The organism is Oxalobacter formigenes, assembly GCF_002127965.1.
Taxonomy (GTDB): Bacteria; Pseudomonadota; Gammaproteobacteria; order Burkholderiales; family Burkholderiaceae_D; genus Oxalobacter; species Oxalobacter formigenes.
On record NZ_CP018787.1, the window covers coordinates 1610835 to 1630227 of the forward strand.

Sequence of the window (19393 nt, forward strand, 5' to 3'; positions counted from 1 at the left end):
TAATTTCAAAATAATCACATCTTATAATTCACTGCAAACTTTTGTTTCGCGATTCAAATTCCTTTAAACTGTTTTTTGTCAGATCATATTTGCTTTTCGATGCCTGTTCATAGTAATAGCGCGCTTTTTCGAGGTTTTTTGGAACACCATCACCATTTTCATAGATAACAGCCAATTGATACTGGGATATTGGATTTCCCTGATCGGCTGATTTCTTGTACCAATAGACAGCTTTTCTCATATCTTTATCCGGCGGAAGACTATATTGGTATAACATTCCAAGAATACCTTCTCCTGTACTATTACCTTGTGCCGCTGCTTTTTCTGCCCAATAACGCGCTTTTTTCCTGTCAGTTAAAACACCATCGCCGGAATAATATAATAACGCCAGACCTCCCTGTGAGTAGGCATCCCCCATTTCGGCAGCTTTTTCAAACCACTTCGCGGCTTCACTCCAATCCTGTAGTGTACCTTTTCCAGCGTAATACATAATTCCAAGCCTGATATACATGTCTTTTTTTTCTGCTTCATTCAAATCGGTTTCTTTTAATTCTTCAGACGCTTTTTTAAACCATTTGAATGTTTCTTTGAATCCTTCTCCATCTCTGGTATCCGGTATATGACAGGTTCCTGCTCTCAAAAAGGCTTTCCTGTTTCCCCCTTCTGCTGATTTTTGATAGTAATTGCAAGAAACGATTCTATCTTTTTCAACCCCATTACCCTGACGATACATTTCGCCAAGATAATAAGCGGCTTCCATACTTCCGGAACCATATGTTTTTTTTAGTGATGCCAACGCTTTATCATATGATCCGTTTTGATAGTATTCGATTCCTGCTTTTTCATCTGCGAGGTATTTATACTCTTTTTCTGTACAAGCGGATATTGTCAGAATCATTGCAATTATGATGAGAAATAAAGATTGTTTTTTCATCTGGCTAAGTTCTTTTAAAATTGACTTGATTTCTTTATGGCTTTCCATTATTGGATTTATCTTTCAATTTGTCCATAAAGAAATCCAGACCATAATCCAGAGACGTATCCTGAAACCCCCTAGTAACAGGCCCCTCAGTCCCATCCCTCACCAACTTCCCGGCTCCCGCAGTCAGCACGGCCTTGATCGCCCCAAACAAGGCGGCCGCATCTGACTCCATCCTTGCGTGTTTGGTTCCTATCGAAAACCTTGCCTGATGGTCTGTCCGCCCGGCTTTTCTCATCTCACGGTACGCTCCGTTTTTCCACATGTCTTCTTCGCTTTTTTTCATGACGTCATCCATGTGTTCATCGTATCGCTTTCCCTTGCCGTTCAGGGCGCCCAGTGCCACTTCTCCCACTGTTCCGGCTGCCCCCAGAAATTTCAATACCCATGCGGTTCCCAGCAGGGCCATGATGTCCTGTGCGCCTTTTCCGGCTACCTTCACCCCCAGATAACCCGGGTTGGTCAGGCTGGCCTGATCGAAGTCTTCGCTTCTCGCGTCTTCGTGCTTTTTGCTTTCGTCACGGAACTGTTGCCTGAAACGGTACAGGCCATATTCCATCGGGTCGAATTCGTATTCGATTTTCGTCTCCGGATCGGTATAGCGGGGATTGGAGCTGATTTATAAAATTGAAAAAGTAATAAAAAAATCCTCCCTGTTGGGAGGATTTTAAAAAGTGAATCTTTACTTAGTTTTTACTTTGATACGTGGCATTGAATTCCTCAAGGGCTTTTTTGGGTTCTTCATACTTACTCTTTGCCGCTTCTTCATAATAATAACGGGCTTTTTTCAAATCTTGCGGAACCCCTTCTCCCTTTTCATACATAACCGCCAACTGATGTTGTGCTGCGGTATTTCCCTGAGCTGCTGATTTCAAATACCATTCTGCTGCTTTTTCCAAATTTTGTTCAGGAGGCAAACTATACTGGTTCAACATACCAAGAACCACTTCTCCTGTATCATTGCCTTGCGCGGCCGCTTTTTCTGCCCAGTAACGCGCTTTTTTCCTGTCGGTCAAAACTCCATTGCCATTATAGTACAAAACCGCTAAACCACCCTGTGAGACAGGATCACCCAAATTGGCGATTTTCTCTGTCCATTTGGCTGCCTCGCTCAAATCCTGCAAAGTACCTCTTCCTGACAAATAGATATTCTGCATTAGAAAATAAAAATGTTTCCGGTCATACTCACCAAGACCTGTTTCATTTATTTCATTTTCAACTTTTTTCGCCCATTTGAATGCTTCGGCATCATTCTTTTCCAATCCCCTACCTGTATAAAAACAGATGGCCGTCACCAAATAAGCGTTTTTATTGCCCCCTTTTGAAGATTCCAGATATCGTTGACAACCGGTATTTTCATTCTTTTCAACTCCTTCACCTTTATAAAACATCTCTCCTAAATAATAAGATGCGATGGAATTACCTGATGAAGCCGACTTTTCCAATAGAGGTAACGCTTTTTCATATTGTTTCTGTTTATAATATTCAACACCTTCTTTTTCATCAAGTATATTTTTATCGTCACATCCTGACATTATCAGTAATGAAATTGATAAAAACAAAAAATAAAATAAAAATTTTTTCATAATTGATACTATCTGAATTAACAGGATGTATTTTAACATCTAGTTATTACTATTATTTTTATCTTTTGAAAAATTTTCGAATTGATTTGTGCCATAGTCAATCAATTTGTCTAAAGACATATCCTGTAACATTCTTGTTCCGCGTCCTTCCGAACCATCCCGTGTCGCTTTCGTGATCCCCGCAGTCAGCACGGCCTGGATCGCCCCGAAGATCGCCGCCGCATCCGATTCCATCCTCGCGTGTTTCGTTCCTATTGAAAACCTTGCCTGATGATCTGTCCGCCCGGCTTTTCTCATCTCACGGTACGCTCCGTTTTTCCACATGTCTTCTTCGCTTTTTTTCATGACTTCATCCATGTGTTCATCGTATCGCTTTCCCTTGCCGTTCAGGGCGCCCAGCGCCACTTCTCCCACTATTCCGGCTGCCCCCAGAAATTTCAATATCCATGCAGTGCCCAGCAGGGCCATGATGTCCTGCGCGCCTTTTCCGGCTACCTTCACTCCCAGATAACCGGGATTGGTCACGCTGGCCTGATCGAAGTCTTTGCTTCTCGCGTCTTCGTGCTTTTTGCTTTCGTCACGGAACTGTTGCCTGAAACGGTACAGGCCATATTCCATCGGGTCGAATTCGTATTCGATTTTCGTCTCCGGATCGGTATAGCGGGGATTGGATTTCCAGGGATACTGATAGTGTTTTTTGGCGAACGGTTCCACCATCTGGATTCCTCTTGCTATCCCGTTTACCACGTCGTACCCTCCCGCTGCCGCCGAATGGTAAGTATCCATCACCCCCTGCCCGAAGCTGGAGCCATTCAGGTTTTTGACGGTTTTGCCCCAATCCTCCTGCATGGCATTGTCACTCTTGCTTTTGGTGTCCGTGTACATCCCCAGTATGCTTTTGTGTTCCTCTCCCGGCGCCGGGAGGCCGTTGGCAAAACGCTGTTCCTTTTCGTTTCCTTTGAAAAACCGTTCCAAAAAGGCAGCGGTTTCTTCTATCCGTCTTTCGGATTCTTCGTCTGTCCGGCTTTTTTTGCCGATGGTGAAGCCTTCGTTGGCAGTGTGTTCCTGTAGTTTTTCTTTTTCTCCGGGGTAGCTCTCCGCGTTTTTTGTTGAGGGTTGGATGGGAGGAAGAGTATATCCTTCGTTTCCTCCGTCGATTTTCAGGCTGTCTTCATAGTTTTTCTCTCTTTTCTCGTTTTCAGTGAGACGGGTATCGACGTTTTTTGTTCCGTAGTTGAAAAGGCTGTCGGAACGGTTCTGAAGGGTGGTATCGGTTTGTGCGGGCGGGATTTCTGTTTGAGGCTCGGGCGGGATGACGGGATCGGGTATGTTGACGACGGGCACCGGTCTGGCTATTCGTTTTGCTTCTTCACCAATGGCACTGTCGGTTTCCCGGCTCTGGCGCAGGGTTTCTTCTGTGTCACGGATCATGCCGGGCGTCTCGCCTGACAGCCCCAACGGGTTCTCATACGGGTCTTTTTTACGCTTCCTCTTACCGTCGCCTGTCCCGTCATAAAACAGGCCTTCTCCCCAGTTGAATTCATTGTTTGCCATATTCTTTCCTTTCATTTTCTGCTGCCCGGCGTCTTTATCATCGATACGCCGGGCGATGTCTGTTTTATCTGTCTTGCACCGGTATGCGGTGAACCCCGTCGCTGCCGATGTCGGCTTCATTGTCAAGCCCGTCCAGTTCCTCGCTGTTTTTCGGGATTTCCGGCGAACGGCGGCGTCTCATCACGCCATAGCGGGTCGCGTCCCACGCATGGTCTTCGACGGTGGTGTCCACATCTTCCGGATTCAGTTCATCCGGCGGCAAACCCGGTACCGTGCGCAGCCAGTGCTTGCAGGTCTTGAAAATTTTGAGTTTGTCCTCGGCCAGAAGCCGGATGATTTCCTGCGCACCGTTAACGCGCGAGCCTTTTGCGTTCCATGCCTCAAGCCATCTCACCCCGTTATCCCGGAAAATCTGCCCGATGGAACGGTCGGTGCCGTTTTTTGAAAAGATCGACGGGTCGGCCAGATTCAGCCGGTATTCATAGCCCAGACGATTGTCATGTTCTTCAATGCGTTTGATCTTTCTGGCGACCTCTGCCGCCCCTTCACGGCTGCCCTGTCCGGCTTTTTCCCCGGCGCCGTACAATTCGCGCCAGAGATAAATGCACCCGTCACAATCCATCGCAAACCAGTACACGGCATACGGTGCCGAATAGCCCCAGTCCATCGCTTTCCAGACCGTCCATGACGACGGGATGGGGAAAGGATCGACAATATGTTTTGAGGCGTCCCAGACGCCTTCCAGAAACGAACCCACATGGATGTCCCAGTCCCCCAATAGCCATGCCTTTTTCCGGTTCGGGTCGGAAATCGCTTCCAGTGTCGGCAGGTAATTCGGGTCGTTTTTCAGCAAATGCTCGTTTTCATAAATCGACGAATGAATGCGCACACGGGCCTGCTGCCCTTCCTCTCGAATGATCGTTCCGGCGGAAACCTCGCCGATCTTGTAGCGTGCCTTGACGGCACCATGCCCCACACCGAAAGGATTGCAGGTTGCACGGATCATTCGTGGCATGCCCGGAAAGGATGAGCGGCAAGTCGAGAGCATGGCTTCGAAAAAAGACAGGTCTTTCCAGTTGGTCAATTCCTCGAACCCGAGCCAGCAATATTCATGTCCGTGATAATTCCAGTAGTCGTCCTCCGTCGCCCCATAGCGGAAATACAGGATTTCACCCGTCGGCCATGTCCATCGGTAGTCGGATTCGTTGAATTTCGCTCCGGGAAAAATGGAATAAAACCAGCGTTTGGACTTGGCGACCACATCGGCAAGCTGTGGGTAGGTCAGGCGAAAGAGCACCCCGCGCCAGTGTTCGCCGAAGCCCCTGCCGCAATATTGCGCGAACGACATCAGCAGCGCATCGGTCTTGCCTCCCCCCCGTGTGCCTTCCAGCAGGGCTTCGAAGACCGGACAGGTCAGAAAACGGGTTTGCGATCCCGGAAGCGGTTTCCAGATGATATTCGGTTCTTTATCGGACACCTCGTCCACCATTTCATCGGGTTGATCGGAATTCATATTTCACCTCCATTCAGATACCATGCCGGTTCATATTTGTGGAAAATCCACCGACCGAAGACAGCCAATGGAAAAGCGGGAAAGCCCGGTTCTCCGGCCTTTCCCGCTTCATTCAACACAAAACCGGCATTACAGGCTTACCGGTTCAATAACCGCCGTTACGATTGTTACGGGATGACCCGTTACCGCGACCAATGGCGTTGATGCGGGCCTGCAAACGGGTATATGGCGTGGACCCCTCCGGAAAAGACTGTGGAGGCGGCATGCCGGGAATACTGGCTTGCGCCTGGGGAGCCTGCATTTGCTGTTCCATCATGCCGCCCTTGTGCATCCAGTCCATGATATGACCCATCACTTCCGGATTGCTCATCAGCTGCTGCATCGAATCCAGCGCTTCCTTGCCCATCATCTGGCCGCCCTGACTGCCGGCCATCTCGTAACGTCTCAGCATCGCCGGATCGTCAGACCGGCTTTCCATTCTCATGCCACGTGCCGCAATCTCGCGCAGACGGTCGATCACAGGCTGGTACTCGCTTGCCGCACCGCTGTTCTGGTTCATTTCATAATCGCTCATAAAAATTCCTTTCACTTCAATATCAGGAAATCCTTCATGGATTTCAAAAACCGCCACCTCATTCATCTTTCATTCTGAAAAAACAGGTGACAGTGCATTCAATCGTTTTCGACTGGACCTTACCCGTTCAGTCTGCGGACGACACTCCTTTTTCCCATTCCGAAAGCGACGGTACCGGCGGAACCAGCAAGACGCCCGATTGCAGGGTCTGGCCGTTGGACGTCATGTCCATCTTGTCGGTAAACATCTTCATATGCTTGCCAAGCAGTTCCAGCGCCCGGTTGGCAGACGCCGGCTCGAACATCATCCCTTCGACTTCGACCGGCTCCGCCGTGCCTTCACGGGCGTTTTTCACGATCGTCATGATCTTCACCGACCGTCGCCCCATACAAATGTCCCGTAATTCGCGCAAATCCTCGATCACTTCGTCCTGACACAATTGTGTCCGTCTGGCCCGTTTGTCCATTGCTTTTCCCACCGCGGCTTTCACGTCCTCCTTCATCAACAGGCGGCATGCGTGGGCCCGTGCACCCGAAGGCGAATACCCTGCCCGGATAGCCGCCTGCGTCGCATTCAGGTCAACCAGATATTCCGACACAAACCGTGCCTGTCTGGCTGTCAAAGACGTCCCTGTCTTTGCGGCATAAAGTTTTTTGCCTGAATCGTTTTCCGGCATCTCATTCATTTCGTTTTTGCATTTTTCTTCCAATTCGTTTTCTCCTTCGCCACTTTTTTCGGGACACATCCCCGGCAAGTCCCTTCTTTTCCCGCACAATCCGTTTTCACCGGTTGACGCTGCCGTTTTTCGGGCAAGCCATCTGAAAGAAACGATGCTTCAACAGATGGTTTCGGCAGGCTCGTGACGATCCGGTCCCCGTACAGCCCCATTTTTCTGAAGCGATCCATCTGCCCGATCAGCGAAACGGCACATTCCAGTCCCAGTCCGTCCTTCAAAAGCTCCACCAGGTCATCCCCCCTGATAAATCCGTTTTTTTCCAGCATTTCCTTTTCAAGACGCCTTGCCACGGTCAGGCCGACATCGCCTGCAAATTCTTTCCTGACGCATTCGATCATCGGCAAAATGATCTTTTCGCCATAAAAACGGTTCATGAGGAAAACACTGTCATCAGCCTCATCGATCATGTCCGTTTCAGAGCCGTCTCCTTCCGGTCTGAATTCACTTTTCCGACAGGAAAACCGGCGCGACAAAAATGTGCCTGTATCTGCCCGTGATGCCGGAGGATATCGACTGCAGTTTTTTTTCATATATTTCCTTTCACTGTTTCGTCACTTTTGTACCGATCACCTGACCACCAGCATGGCCAGCTTGTTTCTTCTGAAGAAAAGATGTTTCAGTCTTTCGACAATCCGGCAGTTCATGCTTCAAGCTTTTCGTTTTCCCGGCTTTGTCAGCATCCATTTCCTTCAGATTTTTTAAAAATCCCATCTATACTTATAACCCCATTTCAGACCATCTCCGGACATTTATGGCACATTTGTCACGTTATAGACCACATACGGCTATTTTGGAGGTCAAAAAGAGACACATTCAGGAAATGGAAAAAGAACAAGGGAAACCGAAGGGCATTACTGAAAAAAGCTCCCTGAAAAAGGGAGCTTTTAGGCGTTGAAAAAACAGAACGTGGACACCATGATGCGGATTCGGCGTATCCGGCAGCAGATGGACAGATGGATAATATCGACCTCGGGAAGAAAACCACGAAAATGGTGCGATACCACGAAGAGGGATTTTCAAATCGCGAAGACCGGCAAGAGAAAAGCCCTCTTTCCAACAGCAAAAAACCGCTCCGGAAACCCGTTAAATCCCCATATCGTCCATACGTTTCATGATACGGTCGAAATTGGACATATTCGGATTGTCGGCAACCGACCCCGTTGCGGTCGATCGGCTGCGCAAAGGCTGTTGCCGGGAATAATCGTTTTGTCGTGAAGGAACCGGCATATTTTCGTACAGGAACTTGACATGATTGAACCACATGGGTGGCGCAACCGTCCGCAGAAAATTATTCAAATTGTCCGGATCGGCAAAATAATTGTATATACGTTGCATCTTGGCGGGATGATCGGCTTCCTTCTCGTACTGCCTGAAATAATTGTTACAGGCAGCCGAAATGCCATCCAGACTGCCGATCAGTTCTTCCGACTGCCATATACGCATGTCATCTTCAGGCTCTGACTGAGGCTGGTGCCTCATACGTTCCGCACGTTCGTATTTGGCCAGTTTCAGCGCATGATCCATCGACAGCTCCTTCCTGTCGACAGCTGATTTCAGATCAGGGAAATCCGAAAGGAGATCGACGCCCGGCGCTTCGCGCCCCAGTTTCTTGCAGATCATGTCACGCTGGACCTCAAGCATATTCAAGGCCCTTTGCAGACTTTCCTCATCCCCCTTGTTGACAAGCCTTCCATATTCCATCGTCTGCGCCAGCTCACGTCCGTCGAGTCCAGTCATATCGATCATTTTCCTGAAGTTGTCCATTTCGGACTGGGCTTCGCTTCTCAGCATTTCCGCTTCCTTACGTGCGGAAATAATCGATCTGATCCGTTCACGCCCCCGTTCGGATTTGACGTGTTTCAAAAGTTCCATCTCCTCTTCCTCTGCCGTCTTCGGACGCGAGGAAGAAGCATCTTTTGAAAGCGGATTTGGCGCAATATTATTTCCTGCCATGTCAGGCTCCTGACCTGCCTGCTCCTTGCCGCTGCCGTCATCGGTCAATTCATCCAGCAGTTTTCTGACTTTGGGAGATTCGGACGCTTTGGCATTCGGATCCTTGTACCAGCTGTCATTTCTGTCGTCTTCAGAATCGGCAAGCGCATCATCATACGGGACATTTGCACCCGGTTCATCGCCAGACGAGCCATCAAAAGAATTGTTTTCTTCATCCGGCACATTCATCATTTCTTCGTTTTCCATTCATACTCCTTTTCATATGGCCGTTTTATTTCCATCAATGGATAAAACCACCTTCATTTCCGTTTTTTCTGTGCTGCACGTTTCAGATTGCGTTCGTTGATTGCCTGCATCCGCTCTTTCAACAGGCGACTTCTCGGATTTTCATCAAGAGGCTCCATTGCCTTTTGCATCCCGTCTTTTCCCTGTGCCAGTGGAGCGATCGCGGCAAGCAATGCCTGCATCTGGCCATCACTGATCTGCTTGCCGTCCCCTTCTTCAGGAGAGAGGGAATCTGATGAACCACCGTCACGTGCCATGCCTTCCGGCAATACGGCACTCCCCAGCATGTCGAGAATTTCCTGTGGCAAATGCCGCAAGGCTTTAGGTGACAATTCAGGATTTTCTTCCGGTTGCGGTTCAGCCTGTGAACCGGGCATATCGGCCTGCGCTTCGTTCATGCCCTTCTCCCCCTGAAAAACATCATCGCTACCGGATGAACCTGCCAAAAGCGCGTCCCCCGAAGCAGGAGGCAAATTGTTGCCTTGTGGACTACCCGACAAGGCTTGCCCTTCACTGGCGAGAGCTTTCCGGATTTCCGGCGTATCCGGTTTTGCACCGGAGGTTTCCGGCTTCGCCTCCAGTTGCGGCACAAATGCCTCGAGATCGAGCTTGTCGTCAAAGCGCATGACCGTTTCCTTCAGAAGACTGATCAGCGCTGCCGGATTGATCCCCTGCAACTGGAACTGCATAATCTGTGAAATCAGCGGCTGAATCACCGGCAACAGTTTCGTCCAGGATTCCTGCCTGTCCAGATCGTCCGGAACACCTGTCGTCCCCGCCCTGATCTTGAGCTGAACCAGCTCAAACACTTCATCTTTCGACAGCTGCGGCCAGTCATAAGACAATTCGACAATACCCGTCACAGGTTGGCCGGTCGCCGGATTGACCACATCGTCCAGTTTTCCTTTTTTATGGGGTCCCATGATTTTTTCAACCTGCTCCGGCTGCAATTCCTGAATCAGGATTTCAGCCGTATATTGCGCAATCTGCTGCAGGAAATCCTCGACCTGATCCCGGAATTCCGACACCCTTCCCGACAGGGACTGCTGCAAAATATTCGCTTCCGTCGCCGTTTTCGGTTTGACCACAGACGAACGCGATGCATCCTGCAAACCGGTCACCATTTCCCAGTCCAGCCGGACAGGAGACGTATCGTAAACAGCCGGATCGATCGGCGGATACGACTTCGGCATGATCGCCTGCTGGATGGGCTGGCCTCCCGCATCGATTAAGGTAATCTCACCCAGTTCGGAATCCGTAAAACGCTTCAGCGTCTTTTCATTCAGCTCTGCACTGGCGATATAACCCGGTTTGATCAGGTCGCGGTGCTCGTTATAACGATCCCTTGCCGAATTATGTTCATCCTGCAAACGTTCGGTCAGATCGACAATCGACGGCCCGACGAAATGCCCGTCAACCGTCTGGAAAGGCAAGAGGAAAAACGGATACCAGCGTTCACCGACCTTCGGAGGGCTGTACGGATCGCGCAACCAGAATTCACACCCTTCCGCCATCGTATAAACCCGCTGGGACTGTTTGTCCCAGATTTCGAGAATACAGATTTGCGAATCGTCGTCGTTCGTCTGTTTGCCGCCGGAAAAAAGGCGTCCGGAACCTGTCGAAGAAGACCGCATGTCCCGATGTTTATAAATAGTTGCCTTATCGAGCTTGTAACCGTAAAGCCCTTCGGCAACGGCCTTTTTCATCGGGACAATCTGGACCATCCAGTCCGCCTGCTCATAATCCCAGAACTCGGCAATACTCGGGTCCACCAGCAGGTTTTCCGTCAGGACACGGTCAATGACAAGCCCTTCCGTTCTTCCGACCTCAGCCCTTTCCTGCAAGGCTGCCATCGTCTCCCTGATTTCCTCTTTCTTTCCCTTGTCATTCTGGTTGCCGTCGTCTTCCAGCTCCATCGCCAGTCCCGCAACCCGCATGCGGTTATCCTGCGAATCGGCAATACGGGCATGAATTAAGGGATCGGTTTCGATTCTCTGCTGGTACATGACCTTCAAAACACCGAACGAACAGGTCAGCGCAGCGCGAACCGTCGCTTTTGCACGCATTTTCAGTTGTGCATCGTCCAGATAACGGTTCGTGACCGTTTCAATCGTTTTGCACAACAGTTTCAGATCACGTGAAGCATGAAGAGGCTTGACTGAAATCTCGGGATTTTTGGCATAAATATTCGGCAGAATCCCCATAATCGTACTGTGAATCAAATTGGCCCGATGCAGGTAAAACCCGGTCTGCCCGGGGTCACGGTTCCAGTCCAGTCCGGAAACCAGTTGCCGGTTATGCCGGATACGCCTGTGAAAACTGTCCCAATGCCGTCTGGCGGCAGACACCCTTAAAGACCACTTTTTGGCCAATGGATCAGTCTCGGGATGTTCCCTGAATTTAACACTCACTTTTTCTTCTCCGGAAAAATAAAACAATGAATGCTTTACTTATACAGCACTTTCAGACCATCTCCGGACATTTGTGGCACATTTATGGCTATTTTGTCGTTATTGTAGCCTCTGATGGCTATAATGTCGCGACAAAACAACACCAAACGGCTTATAAAAGACCTTATATGGTTTGTTTCTGATGGGGCCATTGAGAAATCCGCCCCTGAATTTCCGAATGGAAACAGGCGTGAAAACATAAAAAAACCGCGCAAAAAGCGCGGTGTCAAAGAGCAGAAATACAGCTGGGAAATAAAGGAGTTTACGTGTCAATCATAAATCGATTGCGCAATCTGTCCTTGCGTCAAAGCAAACAAACCTTCATTGCTGTAAAAAAAGGAATTGAAAGGAAGAGAAAAGACTGTATCAGTCAAACAATCCGTTTTTGCGAGCCATCTTGTCCAGCTCCTCGACCAGATCGGGACGGTTCGCTTTTACAGCACGCGCCCTGGCAGCCAGATACTCTTCCTTCATATCGCGGGATGCGCCGCCGTAACGGTCTTCGCGGACATTGTTCCCGCGTTTTTCACGTTTTCTGGAAGAATTCCTTTTTTTCGCCGTCCCTGCCTGACGTTTTTTATCGTGCTCCGCTGACAAACCATCATTGCCACGGGATATTTCACCCGTTTCCTGATTCAGAACATACCCGCTCGATCCAACTGCCTTGTACGGAGAATAAGCCTTGCCATACAAAGCCGTCATCAGGCGATTGAGTTTTTCCGGATCGTCGATATGGGCTATCAGCTGCTCACGCAGTTCCTGTTTCTGGAATTCGGAAGCCGCCTGGGCAAAACGGCGGATATTATTGTCCCCTGTATACTGATAAGCCCGGTAGGCTTTTTTCATATACTCGGGCATATCCGGATTTTTCCTCAGTATTTCATCAACCTTTTTGCGACGGGCAAGCGCATCGGCACTCTTTGCCGGGCTGGCATTGGAAAAGCCCTGATCGTTCGAAAAAGACAGAAAGGCATCGGGTGAATCCCCGTCCGGCGAATACTCGTAATCCGGCAAAGGCGTCCTTTCCAGATTAGGATCGGCCAGCTCCGCAGACGCCAGCGCATCTGCACATGTAAACGGCACCGTCACGGCAAGCAAAACCGCCAGAAGAAAAGAAAACCGGAATCGGGAAGAATTCATGAACGCATGCATTGAAAAGCCGGATACAGGAGCCATTTTAACCGTTTATCGCATCACAAGAAAGGAAAACCGGCATGAAAAGCGCCTCAAACTCAACAAGGTACCTGTCTCGATGTCATCTTCAAAAGGCTTTTTCCGGTTCAAACGCGCAAAGCCGCATAGCCGAGCCGAATCCCATATAATAAAAGAAAAATCGCGTACACCAATCCGGATTGATACTGACGAATGACAAAATCGCCGGATAGGCAAGCGGTATGCTAAATGCCATAATCAGGAAATGGACTGTCTTACTCTAGCCAACATTATCGAAACCGGGGTCTGCCATCATGAAAAAAATCGCCCTTTCAATAGCACTTTTGTCATCCCTTCTGCTGTCGGCCTGCGCCACCTACACGACGGCAGCCTATGAACAGATACTCGACACCTTTATCGGCGACACGGAACAGCAGATCATTTCCGTCTGGGGAGTTCCCGACCGCACGTTCGAAAGCGGGGAAAACAAATACTTTGTTTACACGCGCAAGGAAACCTCCTACGTTCCGGGAAACCCCGGCTTTTACCAGCCCTACTGGGGATGGCCAGGCTCTCCGTTCTACTCGCCTTACTATGGCGGCACACCGGGATATTACGTGAACTATTCCTGCACCACGACCTTTACCTTCCAGCAGGGAAAAGTGATCCACTGGCAATGGCAGGGCAATGATTGCAAGGCGCCGGAAGAAAAGAAATAAAACTGTCCGGAATGATGAGGGAGAAATAAAAAACGGCGATATGACAACTATGAATGCCATAAGGATGGCGAAAATAGAAATAAGAAAAATTTATTATTTCATATCCTGAACACTGCTTGAATCATTCTGTCCGGATATGAAAAACAGGGAAAACAAAAACGAAAATCACCAATTTTATATCAATAAATCCAGCAATTCAAAATAAAGAAAATTACATTTAATAATTATAGCCGGCTTAAAGGGGGTAATTAACACTTTTCTTATTCTTCATGAGCCCTGCAACTATTACCTTGCCATCTCCAGTCTGTAATCACTCCATTCACGACAGTGAAAGTCGTTTCACAATAATAATTGACCTTATAACCGGCAGAACCTCCGTACTGGCTTGTATAGGCCGTTCCCGTCCACTGATTGTACGTTGTCTGGTAATATGGTGCTACTCCCGGAGTATAAAAAGAGCGGCTTTTATAATAAGTCAGATATTTTTTTGTCCCACTTTCATATACATGAGACGGTACTCCCCATTTTGAAATAAGATTGTCTTCCGTTCCTCCCAACCACGTATCAAGTATATTTTCATAACCTTTGGTTGTTGGTAATGAACAGGCATTCAAAAAAAATGACAACGCCATTAATAGAATCGTAATCTTTTTCATCGTTATGTAAACTCTCCGGATATTTTATTTATAAAAGTAAAATATAATCTCCCTTTTTTAAATTCTATTATTTTCCATATCATAATTTAATTGAAAAATTTAATTAAGAATTAAAAAAAACCGGCAAATATAATATGCCGGTTTTTTCAGTGGAAAAATCAGGTAAATCCAACATTACCTGGTTTACCCTGACCTTTTATCATCGATGAACCGATCATTCCCAGAACCTGCGAGCCGAAACTCAATGCCCCATCCGGCCTGGCAGCCTGCCTGATCGCATACTGGTCGACATTGTCCATTCCTCTGGAGAAATTGTTGATGCGTGCGATCTGATTGGCATTGTCCGCCATTTTCAGACCCTCGTTCTGTCGCAGCCGATAGGCACTTTCCTGCTGTCCATACAGGCCGGCAAAATCCTTCGCCGCCTTCAGCTGATTGGTGTCAGACGCCGCCTTTGCCTGCTGGTAATCGGACGAGACATTCCCCTGTACCGTTGCATTGCTGGCATTGGCGGTCTGCGTGGCCTCCACCGGCTTGTAATACTGCTCGGTCAATTGCTGTTTGATCTCGTTTTGCCTGTCGGCACGGGTATCCTGCTGAAAATCGTCCGCATTGTCCATCGCGATTTTTTCCGCCTGCCGCTGGTATTCCCGCTGGCGTCTCATGGCATTTCCAACCTCGCGGCTTTGCCTGTTTTGCACCACGTTCGAATTGATCTGCTCCAGCGCCGCTGATGCAACAAGCGCAATTATTGCTCCCCACATATTATTCTCCATCTTCCGTTTAACTTCCGCTATAGGTTTTCCGGACGGAATTGCCGCCGTTATACCCGTTGTTCACCACATTCTGGGTAGTGTTCTGGTTGGTGTTACCGCGGAGATAAGCCTGCGAAAGACCGCCGAAAAGGTTCCCGATCGACGCTCCGGAACGTTCTCCCTGCGCCCTTTGCGAGGTGGACTCCAGCTGCTGCTGGGCCATCTGTTGCGCCGTACCGGTATCGATACCCGACTGCGCCATGGCAATCAGGCTCTGTCTGGCGCTTTCATCCGCTGTACGCAATGCCGACGAAGCGTTATCGGCGATACCGCCGGCCTTGACCAGTCCCTCATTGGTCATTTCCTGCAAGCGTGCATTGGAATCGACATCAGCGGAACCGCCCATCAAACCATTGCGGGCCAAACCGAAACGATTGGCTTTTTCCGCATCCCCATACTGGCGGTTTACATCCTTCGCATTGATGTCATAAACCGCCTGCCGCTGTTCGTCATACAGTTTTTCACGCTTGTTTTCAGGCTTGACCGTTTCAACACCGGTAAAAAGTTCCCTGTTGGCAATGGCCTTGTTGATTTTGTCCATGTCCCATGCAGATGCCGACCCACTAGTCTGACCAACCTGATCGACAATATTGCCAACAATCTGGTTGAAGGCATTTCCCGAGCTGGAATTGACATTGAATTTCTTTCTCCCGTCAAAAACCGACCCATCCTTATTGTAGTAAGTCTTGTCAGGATCGAATTCGCTCGCCGCATTGGTGCCCTGCTTGTACTCTGGCGGATCGAAAATATCATTGATAGTCTTGATAGCCGCGTTGATCCTTGCCTGACGTTCCTCTTCCTGCCGTCGCATGGCGGAAGCACCGCCATCTCCCCCTTTATGGCACAAGCGCCGTCCATCCGGAGAATACCCGTTGTGTTTGGAAAATATCATCCATTTCCCTCCTCTTATCTTAAATTCAGCCTTAATTGCCGATATGTATCGACATAACCGTATTTCGCCAGCATTCTCGACATGCCCCTGCTGCAGGACGCTTCCAGAAAGTCCGCTCCGGCTGCTGCCGCCCAGTCCCTGAACTGGTCCAGAAATTCTGAAAAAACCGCGTCCATCCGCTTTCCTCCCAGCGCCAGAATATTGACCGCCGTTTTCTTCGGATAAAACCTGAACTCGAAAGCAAAGGCCAGCAAAATGACGCCGTCGTCGTCAAAAAACGCCCCGATAACAATCCGTTTCGATTGCGCCATCGCCTTGAGATCGCTGCAATCGAATTCACCATGAACCGCGCGGGAAACGACCGACCCGAGAATGGGCTCGATTTTTTCCCAGTCCCTCTCCAGCTCTTCGGGATCCAGATAGAAATACGACCTCATAAAACACCCAGCGGTTCGTAATAAATCGTCAGGGCATCCAGCTGGAAAGGCTGGTTCGTCACATTCCTGAACCGGGGTGAAAATTCGGTCCCGGCCACTTCCAGCGGAATCAGTCCACCCCCATAGGTATTGCCGACCACCCTCACCTCATCGGTGACCGCCTCGTGGTTGCGGACATCGAAGCCCATCGAGAAATAACATTCCCCCTGCATGACCAGATCGACGCCATAAACCCGCTTCAGTATCCCGGGGGTTTTGAAGTTCATATACGGCAATTCGAGAACGACCTCATACTCCTGTCCGTCATCCGTATGCGCCTCTTCATCCAGTTTGTACACATCGTCACCGCTCCGGATGTAAAGCACCCCGTTCAATTCATCCATCGCATCGACCGTCACAGGCAGGTCATACCGGCTCCAGGCCGCGATCCGCGAGGTACGCGACACCGAATAAACGAACATCTGGCGATCGATTGCACAGAGATACTGGCCTGTCCCGTAAAAATAAACCGCCTTGGGCGCCCCCTTCACATCCTGCAAAACGGGACGTACCAGCGTATCGACAGGCGAACCGATATCCAGATCGTCCAGTCTTGAAACCAGCTGTTGCGTCGTGATCGACCGGAAACCGAAATCCGACAGGAAGTACAAGTCACCGGCGACCGTTGCCAGCGACTGCGGAAAAGACGTCCCGACGTTTTCGACCGTTTCTTCCAGACACATGGCCGTCGGGTCCGGATCGGCATACCATACCTGTGCCCCGTCACGCATCAATACAACCAGCTTGTTGCGATACAGCCCGAGCGCTTTGGCTTCCCGGTTGCCCAGTGCATTCAGGCCCGTCGGCAGGAAACCGGCATCATCCGTTTCCGTCCAGACCGTCGGATCTCCCGTCTTGGAATAGCGGACAGTCGAGCCGTCAGGAGAAATGCCGAATATCTTCGACGCCGTCTTGATGACCGAACGTGTATGCGGACAATTCGAATCCGTTATCTGGCTGACTTCAGCCTCATTCAAAAAATGATGACGACACACATCGCCATGCTGCGCAGACACATACAAATACCCGTTGAACACGTCCACATAGTGGACATCCGACACTTCCTTATACACAGGTGCATAAGACGTCTCGCTGTTTTCGTCATCCGTCACCTCTTCACCGCAAACCAGCTTGCAGGCATGAAAAAGCGGATCGGCATGTTCGATATCTTCCACCCCGCCATAAAACGTATGCAACTTGCCAAGAGCCGCCGCCAGACCCTTCGTTCCCGGCTCCAGCCTGGCAATCTTCGTCAGCCCCGGCCGTTTCGCCGTTGCCAGCCCGGTCGTGACATACGCATTTTTCATCTCGCGCAAACGATTGGCATCGGACACCGACGCCGCCTTGCGCAAATCGATCCCCAGATCGAACTTGTCAAACGTAATCGTTGCCATGAATCACCCCGCCGACAACCGGTAATCGCCATCCGAACCCGTCACCGTCCTGCTCTTCTGATAATGCCCGTTCAGGAAAAAACGGCGGTTCTCATGCTGTTTGATCTTTTCCAGCCGGAGCTTCGTATTGAAAAGCACGGCAACCGATTGCGAATCCGGATGACGGAAATGTGCCTTGGCATTGGCGATCGCGTACAAAAGGATGAGCCTGTCGGAAACACCGGGACGGTCGGCCGACTGGGCAAAACGCGGTTTCGAGGCAATATATTCCACCATCAAACCATAAGCACGGTCCGGAACCGGCCACAACTCAATCTGCCCGTTCAGCGTTTCATACTTCACCGGAACCGACCGGCTGTTGTCCTCACGATCCGCTTCCGAAATACCCTGAACCAGCTGCGTCCGTGAGTCCCCGTCGACAATCCAGACCGACATAACGAGCCCCGGATCGATATCCTCATCCTCTGCGTCGTTATGCCAGTCGTAAAGGAACGATCCCTGTTCCAGTGTAATAACCGTTTTCTTGCGCATCGGTATCGGATTCAACTGGTCATAAACATAATCATGCGCTTCCTGCAAAAACGAAATCATGACCGGATTATTGTTGTTCGAAGCCGGGCCCTGAGCCACAAAACCCAGCCGCGCCTTCAGTTCCGCCAGCAACTCCCCCAGCGTCCTGTATCTCTGAATCAAACCGTTCATCATTTACCTCCCTTTACCGAACCCGCTTTCCAGCGGTGGACTTTCCAGAATCCATCAGACACACTGCGTCCGGCCAACATGGCCTGCAACTGCATCAGCGTCATTTTCATCCTGGCTTTCAGCCCCATAATCTTTGCCTTCAGAAGGATTTGCACAAACGTCATCGTCTGCCAAAATGTCACCGTCGATTCATTCATGGCAATCTCCCTTCAGCTCCTGCGGAAAATGTTTTCTTTCCAGTTCAGACTCAAAAGCCGTCTTGCAATGATCAGGTTGCCAGAAAAAAATACAGTCGATTACGCAACGCAAAAACCGCCAGCCATTGCCTTCATTGCGCTTGCGCCATGCCGCACTTGATATCGTTTCATCCGCCCAGCCACCGAAAAGCGTATTGACGAGCTGATCGAACGCAATCGGAATCTGGCTAAACCGTCGTCCCATTGCCTTCTCCTTCAGTCTGTGCAAGCGTTTCAAACACGATGTCGATCGCATCCAGTTCGTCCACTGTTTCCGCTGCCTCGATACCAGCTTCAATCTGCCATTTGGTCTGATACAGCCGCTGTGAATTGACGACAATTTCTTTTCTCATCGTCTCCAGCTGCTCTTTCTTCACTTCATGGAAGCGGTTGTCCCAGTCTCGGAATAAGGTGCTTTCTCCTTCGTTAAGAACCAGAACCAGTCCTTCAATATTCCTGTTCGCTATCTCGTCGGCATTGATCTCGAAACCGGCAGAAGACATGCAGTGAGCCGTTTCAGAAACGGGGGGAAATGCGGTATTCAGTTCTGCCAGCTTCGCCGCTCCGGCTTCATCCAGCGTCTCTTCCGGCAAAGCGACAACTTCGTACCAGTCGCACTTGTCTTCGATCATGGCCTTGTTGTCATTGCACCAGAGAACTGTTTTTGTATATTCGTTCCAGCTTTGTACCGGCTGTTGAATTTGTTTTCCGATCATCATGA

The 19393-nt window shown here is 49.6% G+C and carries 22 protein-coding genes; 1 reads left to right on the top strand and 21 read right to left on the bottom strand.

From position 1 onward, the window contains the following. Positions 1–28 precede the first annotated feature (28 nt). The 12 genes from BRW83_RS07790 to BRW83_RS07845 all read right to left on the bottom strand — a co-directional run bounded on the left by BRW83_RS07790 (position 29) and on the right by BRW83_RS07845 (position 12770). The gene (locus BRW83_RS07790) at positions 29–982 is read right to left on the bottom strand and encodes a tetratricopeptide repeat protein (RefSeq protein WP_086131805.1); all 954 of its coding nucleotides are present in this window, start codon (positions 980–982) and stop codon (positions 29–31) included. After that, positions 969–1538, bottom strand: a complete 570-nt coding sequence (locus BRW83_RS07795) for a hypothetical protein (RefSeq protein ID WP_005880290.1) — start codon at positions 1536–1538, stop codon at positions 969–971. The genes BRW83_RS07790 and BRW83_RS07795 overlap by 14 nt, the downstream gene beginning before the upstream one ends. 127 nt (positions 1539–1665) lie before the next feature. Then, a complete protein-coding gene (locus BRW83_RS07800) occupies positions 1666–2565 on the bottom strand; it encodes a tetratricopeptide repeat protein (RefSeq protein WP_005880289.1) in 900 nt (299 codons plus the stop codon). A gap of 39 nt (positions 2566–2604) precedes the next feature. Then, positions 2605–4239 (bottom strand): hypothetical protein, encoded by a 1635-nt coding sequence (locus BRW83_RS11995; protein ID WP_005880287.1) that lies wholly within the window; start codon positions 4237–4239, stop codon positions 2605–2607. Beyond that, positions 4184–5632 carry a terminase family protein gene (locus BRW83_RS07810; protein ID WP_148424748.1) on the bottom strand — a complete coding sequence of 483 codons (1449 nt, stop codon included), beginning with the start codon at positions 5630–5632 and terminating at the stop codon, positions 4184–4186. Before BRW83_RS07810 ends, BRW83_RS11995 begins: the two co-directional genes overlap by 56 nt. A gap of 145 nt (positions 5633–5777) precedes the next feature. Beyond that, complete coding sequence (locus BRW83_RS07815) at positions 5778–6206, bottom strand: hypothetical protein (protein WP_148424747.1); 429 nt, start codon at positions 6204–6206, stop codon at positions 5778–5780. 127 nt (positions 6207–6333) lie between these two features. Further along, positions 6334–6891: a terminase small subunit gene (locus tag BRW83_RS07820; RefSeq protein ID WP_148424746.1), complete on the bottom strand. Its 558-nt coding sequence runs from the start codon at positions 6889–6891 to the stop codon at positions 6334–6336. Then, positions 6888–7349, bottom strand: coding sequence for a hypothetical protein (locus tag BRW83_RS07825; protein ID WP_005880279.1), 462 nt, complete (start codon positions 7347–7349; stop codon positions 6888–6890). Before BRW83_RS07825 ends, BRW83_RS07820 begins: the two co-directional genes overlap by 4 nt. A 133-nt stretch (positions 7350–7482) precedes the next feature. Further along, a complete protein-coding gene (locus BRW83_RS11730; RefSeq protein ID WP_155811807.1) occupies positions 7483–7653 on the bottom strand; it encodes a hypothetical protein in 171 nt (56 codons plus the stop codon). Positions 7654–8025: 372 nt separating this feature from the next. Then, on the bottom strand, positions 8026–9141 hold the full coding sequence (locus BRW83_RS07830; protein WP_036602771.1) for a hypothetical protein: 1116 nt from the start codon (positions 9139–9141) through the stop codon (positions 8026–8028). A gap of 53 nt (positions 9142–9194) precedes the next feature. Next, positions 9195–11591, bottom strand: a complete 2397-nt coding sequence (locus tag BRW83_RS07835) for a hypothetical protein (RefSeq protein WP_005880276.1) — start codon at positions 11589–11591, stop codon at positions 9195–9197. Positions 11592–11996: 405 nt separating this feature from the next. After that, the gene (locus tag BRW83_RS07845) at positions 11997–12770 is read right to left on the bottom strand and encodes a hypothetical protein (protein ID WP_148424745.1); all 774 of its coding nucleotides are present in this window, start codon (positions 12768–12770) and stop codon (positions 11997–11999) included. Between the two features lie 326 nt (positions 12771–13096). On the opposite strand from BRW83_RS07845, the gene BRW83_RS07855 reads away from it, so the two are divergent. After that, positions 13097–13501: a hypothetical protein gene (locus BRW83_RS07855; RefSeq protein ID WP_005880272.1), complete on the top strand. Its 405-nt coding sequence runs from the start codon at positions 13097–13099 to the stop codon at positions 13499–13501. A gap of 260 nt (positions 13502–13761) precedes the next feature. Here BRW83_RS07855 and BRW83_RS07860 read toward each other — a convergent pair whose 3' ends face one another. From BRW83_RS07860 to BRW83_RS07900, 9 genes are all read right to left on the bottom strand, one after another. Beyond that, positions 13762–14157 (bottom strand): hypothetical protein, encoded by a 396-nt coding sequence (locus BRW83_RS07860; RefSeq protein WP_005880271.1) that lies wholly within the window; start codon positions 14155–14157, stop codon positions 13762–13764. A gap of 158 nt (positions 14158–14315) precedes the next feature. Continuing rightward, positions 14316–14921, bottom strand: coding sequence for a hypothetical protein (locus tag BRW83_RS07865; RefSeq protein WP_145814946.1), 606 nt, complete (start codon positions 14919–14921; stop codon positions 14316–14318). Between the two features lie 19 nt (positions 14922–14940). Continuing rightward, positions 14941–15864 (bottom strand): hypothetical protein, encoded by a 924-nt coding sequence (locus tag BRW83_RS07870; protein ID WP_005880269.1) that lies wholly within the window; start codon positions 15862–15864, stop codon positions 14941–14943. 14 nt (positions 15865–15878) lie between these two features. Further along, positions 15879–16301 (bottom strand): hypothetical protein, encoded by a 423-nt coding sequence (locus BRW83_RS07875; RefSeq protein WP_005880268.1) that lies wholly within the window; start codon positions 16299–16301, stop codon positions 15879–15881. Next, positions 16298–17734, bottom strand: coding sequence for a hypothetical protein (locus BRW83_RS07880; protein WP_005880267.1), 1437 nt, complete (start codon positions 17732–17734; stop codon positions 16298–16300). The genes BRW83_RS07875 and BRW83_RS07880 overlap by 4 nt, the downstream gene beginning before the upstream one ends. A gap of 3 nt (positions 17735–17737) precedes the next feature. Beyond that, complete coding sequence (locus tag BRW83_RS07885) at positions 17738–18439, bottom strand: phage adaptor protein (RefSeq protein WP_005880266.1); 702 nt, start codon at positions 18437–18439, stop codon at positions 17738–17740. Continuing rightward, on the bottom strand, positions 18436–18633 hold the full coding sequence (locus tag BRW83_RS07890; RefSeq protein ID WP_005880265.1) for a hypothetical protein: 198 nt from the start codon (positions 18631–18633) through the stop codon (positions 18436–18438). Before BRW83_RS07890 ends, BRW83_RS07885 begins: the two co-directional genes overlap by 4 nt. Next, complete coding sequence (locus BRW83_RS07895; RefSeq protein WP_036602764.1) at positions 18626–18877, bottom strand: hypothetical protein; 252 nt, start codon at positions 18875–18877, stop codon at positions 18626–18628. Before BRW83_RS07895 ends, BRW83_RS07890 begins: the two co-directional genes overlap by 8 nt. Further along, complete coding sequence (locus BRW83_RS07900) at positions 18861–19391, bottom strand: DUF4376 domain-containing protein (RefSeq protein WP_005880264.1); 531 nt, start codon at positions 19389–19391, stop codon at positions 18861–18863. The genes BRW83_RS07895 and BRW83_RS07900 overlap by 17 nt, the downstream gene beginning before the upstream one ends. Positions 19392–19393 lie beyond the last annotated feature (2 nt).